Annotated in this window: 4 protein-coding genes; all 4 read left to right on the forward strand. The window is 35.1% G+C overall.

Translation table 11 applies throughout. The annotated features are described in order from the left end of the window. Nucleotides 1-976 (forward strand): T9SS type A sorting domain-containing protein (locus DEU39_RS00015; RefSeq protein WP_147367535.1); only part of this gene is annotated, 976 nt, incomplete at its 5' end. Nucleotides 977-981: 5 nt separating this feature from the next. After that, the gene (locus tag DEU39_RS00020) at nt 982-2,802 is read left to right on the forward strand and encodes a hypothetical protein (protein WP_120230468.1); all 1,821 of its coding nucleotides are present in this window, start codon (nt 982-984) and stop codon (nt 2,800-2,802) included. Nucleotides 2,803-2,963: 161 nt separating this feature from the next. Further along, nucleotides 2,964-4,427 carry an RHS repeat protein gene (locus tag DEU39_RS00025; RefSeq protein ID WP_120230469.1) on the forward strand — a complete coding sequence of 488 codons (1,464 nt, stop codon included), beginning with the start codon at nt 2,964-2,966 and terminating at the stop codon, nt 4,425-4,427. Nucleotides 4,428-4,432: 5 nt separating this feature from the next. Then, on the forward strand, nt 4,433-7,008 hold a 2,576-nt coding region (locus DEU39_RS24240; RefSeq protein WP_120230470.1), incomplete at its 3' end, for a DUF6443 domain-containing protein.

The following is a 7,008-nucleotide window of genomic DNA, read 5'->3' on the forward strand; positions in this document are numbered from 1 at the left end:
TTTAGACGAAGTAGAGAAGATGATTCCAACGAGAGATGGTGGAGCATTACTGGGGATTTATTCAAGAAGTTCCGAGGTTCGTGTTTCTGGTTCTGCATCCAAGATTCAAAACTCGAATCCCGTATCCCGCAACTCGAAACAAACTGAAAACTTTGGTGAAGGTGACTACTGGATCGTAAAATTGGACAAAAACGGAAAAGTAGAATGGGAAAAGAACTTCGGAGGCAAAGGAGATGATCATTTGAGAACCCTTGCACTAACCTCTACAGGTTTTATTATTGGTGGAGAATCAAGATCAGAAAGATCAGGAAACAAAACCGTAGGCATTGAAGAAGGAACAGACCTATGGCTGATTGCTCTCAATGAAAGAGGAGAAGAGCAGTGGCAGAAATCCTACAATTTCAAAAACAGAGATATTTTGATGGGTATGAGTGTTCTTCATTCTGCTGACGATAAATCTTCTAAAGGTATTCTTTTAGGAGGTTATACCCAGGCTGAAGGAAGAATTCAAACTGATGATGAAACCTTCTGGATGCTGTATTTGGATCAGAATGGCAATGAGCAGTGGAGAAAACACGTAAAAGGAGAATCCAGACAAAAAGAAGAAAGACTTTCTGATTTAAAACTCAACAGAGACGGTTCCATTATTCTTGCTGGAACCAGTGCAGAAGAGCTGGGTAAAGAAAACTGGAAAATTGTAAAGCTGGGAGACAAACAGGTTGATCAGCTGATTGAAAAATATGATATCAAGATCTATCCAAATCCTGTATCTGACTATGCTTATGTAGAAATCGGTTTTGACTTCAAGGATGCTGATATTATTTTGTATGATATGAGTGGAAGACAGCTTCAAAATAGTAAAACAAAGAATAAAGTTACCAAAATCAACACTCAGGCTTTGGTGCAGGGAGCTTACTTGGTAACGATAAAAACGGATACCAATAAAACAGCTAATGCTAAATTGATAAAAAAATAGAATTGATGAAAAGAAAAAAGATAACTATTGCAGCGCTGTGTATTTTAGCGGGTAATATCTATGCTCAATCAACACCTGATATTAAAACAGATTTACCCCAAATAATTCCGCCTTCTCCTACTGTTGCAGCATTAATGAAATTTGAAGAAATCCCTGTTAATAATTATACTGGTACTCCTGATATTGGTATTCCTTTGTTTTCAGTTCCCACTCACTCCAAAGATATTAATCTGGAAGTATCGCTAAAATATCATCAGGCAAATGTTAAAGCAGATAATATTGCAGGAGAAGCGGGGTTGGGATGGAGTATGATGTCCGGAGGAACTGTTTCAAGAACTGTCAGAGGGTTACCGGATGAAATATTTGTTCATGGAAATAATGGAGTTATAAAAGCTAAAATTGGACTCTATCATGATAATCTTACCTATGATAATAATTATTATAATAGTGACCTTAGCATTCTTTCTCAACTCGCATATAGTGATCCTTATAAAGCAAATAAGTACTATTGGGAAACAATAGAACAAGGCAAGTTCGATACAGAATATGATTTGTGGCAATTTAATTTCATGGGAAATTCTGGTCGTTTTTATTTGAAAAAGAATCAGGCTGGTATTTTAGAGGCTGTCCCTTTAAGCGATTATAGAGTGAAGATTATCAATCACTATTCTACTATTAATAACAATCCTTATACACCTACTGGTTTCACAATTTATGATGAAAAAGGGTATCAATATATATTCAATGTTTCTGAAACAACAAGTACTACACAGGCTGTTGACAACAGAAGTTTGTTTAATCCAAGTTCATCCATGTCTTCCAATACGGAATTTATTAGCTCATTTCATTTGGTTGAAGTAAAAGATCCCAATGATAAAAGCTTGATTCAATATGATTTTTATGATAATGATTTTATGGAGGTCAATAGAAGTTCTAATTTTATTGATAATGAATATCCCGATGGAAATTATTCAAAATATTCAAAATACAATTGCTTTAACGAAATTCAACCGGCACAGCAGATCGTTAATTCACTTTCAAGAACTAAAGTGAAAAAAATTAAGAATATTACAGTTCCTGATTATTCTAAAGTATCATTTGAATATGCTACTGCTAGAAGCGACTCAGACATAATTCTTTATGATAAAGTGGTAAGAATTAAGAATATCAGTTTTAAAGACTTTAATGATAGAGCTATTAAAAAAGTAAATTTTAATTATGGATATTCTAATATCATAAAGAATAGATTGATGCTAAAAGAGGTTGTTGAGGATTTTGGAGTCAATACACAACCATTAAAATATACTTTTTCATACAATGAAAACAATCAAAATTTAAACGGAACAATTGCTCTTGATTATTGGGGAAATTTTAACCTTATCACGAACAATTGTAATGCTCAGACAGTTTCAACAATCAGAACACCTAATCCGCAGACAAGTACTTTAGATCTTTTAAATAAAGTAAAATACCCTACAGGTGGCTCTTCTGTTTTTATTTTTGAAAGTAATACCTATTCATATATTGGAGATGAACCTGTTACGGATTTTAAAGAAAATACATTAAATGAAGTTCATCTGGATTCCGATTATAAATCATTCGATAATTCGGCTTTTCAATTGCTTCCCATTCACACTAAAGATAGAAGAGCTGTATTTAGAACTGATATAATGCTTCCTGAAGATCCCAATACCTGGAACAGAAGTATTGGGTTATTTAAGATAATCAATGGGCAGTATAGTTTGGTTAACAGTTTTTTTTGTGTTGAACCCAATAATGATTGTTGTAAAGAAGTTATACTGGAAAAAATGTACAGTATGCTGTAAAAAGGCTTAATTTAAATTTAAACTATAACGGGGTAGACCATTTATCTATTGAATATTATACAGCAGCAGACCAAGAAAATAAATACTTATTTGGTGGTGGTAACAGAATTTCTAAAATAGGATATTTTTCAAATGATTCTAGCGATTTGTACAATAGTTATATGAATAGTACAATTGTCCCTGAAAAAGAGAAAAAATATAATTACAATTGGTTAGGAGATAGTAAAAAAAGTAGTGGAGCCTTATCATTTATCAAACCGGTTTTTAGTTATCCTAGAAGAACAAAGATTGAGACATCGTGTATTAGAGCTCCATTTTACTCGGGAGGTCTGCTGTCTGAAACAATTAATTTTATAACAACAACATCATTGAATAATACACCATTAATTAATACACATGGCTCTGATGTTGGATATAAATATGTGACTGTTTTTGAAACAGGAAAAGGAAAAATTGAACAAGAATATACATCTCCAATAGACTATCCTGAAGAAATCTCAATAGCGAATACAAGGCCCTTTGTTCCGAGTAAAAACATAGATTATAAAAGAGGTCTTTTAAAAAATGAGGTAATTTTTGATAATTTTTTTAAGAAAATTTCAGAAAAAAATTTAAACTATGATTTTGAAGAGCATGAAGAAGTGTATGGACATCGCTTTTACAGACCTGATGGATTAGGATTTGATGGTGGATATTTCAGTAACTATGATGCTTATGTTACGATATTACAACAAGGAAACGTTGGGGTCCCTTTTGATCCCGAAAACTTTTTTATGTCTGGAAATCTACCAGGATATCCACTTCAATATATGGTAGGTATTTCCTTGGTTGATGCATATGGTTGGGCAAAATTGTCTTCAGTGAAAACTAAAAATTACTTCTATAATAATGGGATTCAGAAAATTACGGAAAAAAATGAGTCTTTTGAATATAACCCATTAAATAAAATGATTTCCCAGCATATTAGTATGATAGAAGACGGATCTCAGTTAAAAACAAAATATTTTTATCATACCGGTAATTCACCTTATTCACAAAATAGAATTTCTGAAATTGAAAAAATAGAAAGCTATAAGAATAACATTTTGACTGACGTAAAGAAAATTGTGTATAATAATCAATGGATAGGTAACGTTTCCTTTTTACCCAATGAAGTGCAAACCTCATTTGCAATTGGTTCATTGGAAAAAAGTATTACTTACGATCAATACGATTCTAAAGGAAATCTTAAGCAATACACCACAAAAGATGGTATTTCAACGGTCATTATCTGGGGTTACAACCAAACCCAGCCTATTGCCAAAATAGAAGGAGCCAAATTAACAGACATCCAGCAGTCTTTAATTGATTCCATTGTTAATGCTTCCAATACAGACGCTTTAGCTGGTCCCAACAATGATGAAACATCTTTCTTGTCAGCATTGAATACCTTCAGAGCTAATACGGCCTTATCCGCTTATCAGATTACCACTTTTACATATGATCCTTTAGTAGGAGTAAGAAGCATCACCCCACCATCTGGCATCAGAGAAAGCTATGTGTATGATTCCGCAAACAGACTTCAGAAAGTGATCGATGTTAATGGCAAAGTGTTGAAGGAAATGAAATACAACTATAAAAACTAAAACTGATGAAAAAATTGATAATACCGATAGGAGCGTTGCTCTTATCCAATATAACCTACGCCCAGCTTTCCACGATTTCAAGCAATGAAAACTATATTCAGTCCAAAACGTATCTGGATTATAACGGAACTTCTCCAACCAAATCCTCAGAAACCGTTCAGTATTTTGACGGGCTGGGAAGACCCAAGCAGATTGTTAATGTAAAAGCATCACCTTTGGGAAGAGATGTTGTCACCCACATTGAATATGACGCGTTCGGGAGACAGGTGAAAGACTATCTTCCTATTCCTCAACTTTCCACAAGCAATGGGAACTATTATTCAGTACCTTTGGGTGTTTATCCTACCACTTACGGGAATGAAAAGATCTATTCCGAAAAAGTTTTGGAGAACTCTCCTCTGGACAGGATTCAACAGCAGATTCAGGTAGGTAATGATTGGAGCACTAAACCTGTTAAATTCGAGTATGATGCTAACGGATTGAATGAAGTCTATCAGTTTACCACGACCACAAGCTGGGTAGATGGGGCTACTAAAAGTGTACTGAGCTTATCGCCTGCTACAGTGTATGCCCCTAACCAGCTTTATAAAAACTCTGTCAAAGATGAGGATGAGAATGAAACCATAGAATTTAAAAATGGTAAAGGTCAGGTTGTATTGGTAAGGAAAGTAAAGAGTTCTTCGGAACATATTGATACTTATTATGTGTACAATGAATATGACCAGCTGGCATTTGTCATTCCTCCTATGGCTGTTCATAAGCCTATTACGGATGACCTTCTCAATACCTTATGCTATCAGTACCGTTATGACGGCAGGGGAAGACTTGTGGAAAAAAAGCTTCCTGGCAAAGGCTGGGAATTTATGGTGTATGATAAAGCTGACAGGCTGATGCTTAGTCAGGATGCTAATATGGGAGGATCTGGAAAATGGTTGATGACCAAGTATGATCAGTGGGGAAGGATTGTCTATACAGGCATATTCAGTTCTAATGACAGTAGGGCTACATTACAGAATCAGATCACGGATTTGGTTATTTATGATGCGCGCCATTCTACAGGTTTTGTAAGGAATGGAATCAATATTTATTATACAGCTGTCTATTTTACCCCTGAAAGTATTTTGTCTGTTAATTATTACGACTCCTATCCTGCCTACAGTTTTAATCCTGCATTTCCTTCAACAATTCAGGGAGAACCTGTATTGACTGAAATTCCTGCAGTTGACGGAAGAAGTACGAAAGGGTTGCCTGTAATGAGTTTTGTAAAAAATATTGAGGATGACAACTGGACAAAGAATTACACCTATTATGATACGAAGGGAAGAGCTATCGGAGGTCACTCTATCAACCATTTGGGAGGTTATACCCATACAGAATCCAAATTGGATTTTGCAGGAGTTACGAAACAAACTGTAACAAAACATAAAAGACTTAACACAGATACTGAAAGAGTGATTACCGAAATGTTTGATTATGACAGCCAGAACAGGTTACTGGTACACAAACATCAGGTAGACAGTAATCCGGTAGAGATTCTAACCCAGAATACCTATAATGAACTTTCTCAGGTGACTAATAAAAAAGTAGGGGGAATAGATCCTGTAAGTCCATTACAATCGATAGATTATAAGTATAATATCCGTGGATGGCTGACTAAAATCAACGATCCAGCCGCCTTGAATGGAAAACTCTTTGGATATGAAATTAAATATACTAATCCCGTCTACACGAATTTATCATCCGGAAGATATAATGGAAATATAGCAGAGGTAGATTGGATAAATGCTTCGGAGGGAGCCTTGAAAAGATATTCTTATACTTATGATCCCTTAAATAGATTAACAGATGCTATTTATACAAAACCCGGAGCAACCAATCCTTACAATAATAATTTCAATGAAAATCTGACTTATGATTTCAATGGAAATATCATGACCCTGAAGAGGAATGCTTATCCTGTGTCAGGAACTACCGCAACACAGGTGGATGATCTTGAATATAAATATACAGGAAACCGTCTGAATCAGGTAATAGAACATTCACTCAATTCATCAGGATATGAAGGAGGAAATAATATGATTGGTTATGACCTTAATGGGAATATGACCGACATGAAGGATAAGGGGATTCAGTCTATTGGTTACAACTATCTGAACCTGCCGAAATCAATAGCAATACAGAATACAGGATATTCGGGACAGATAATTACCACGAATATAAATCATTTGTACCGTGCTGATGGGGAGAAACTTCGTAAAACTATTGTACAGCAGGGGTATATGGGGCTTCCTACCACCCGAATGAAGGACTATCTGGATGGCTTCCAATATTCTTATGTAGATGAAGGAGGAATATGCATGACCTGTATGACAGAATCAGCCTATGAGCCTCAGGCCTATTCAAAAATAGTAGGTCCAATACTTCCTAAGCCTATATGGAATCTGGATTTTGTCTCTACTTCAGAAGGGTTTTACAGTTTCACAGAAAACCGCTATATTTACAATTACAAGGATCACTTGGGAAATACAAGAGTTACTTTTGCTAAAAATAATGCCGGAATGCTCGAATCTATAGATACCAA

The organism is Chryseobacterium sp. AG363 (assembly GCF_003610675.1).
Classification (GTDB): Bacteria; Bacteroidota; Bacteroidia; order Flavobacteriales; family Weeksellaceae; genus Chryseobacterium; species Chryseobacterium cucumeris.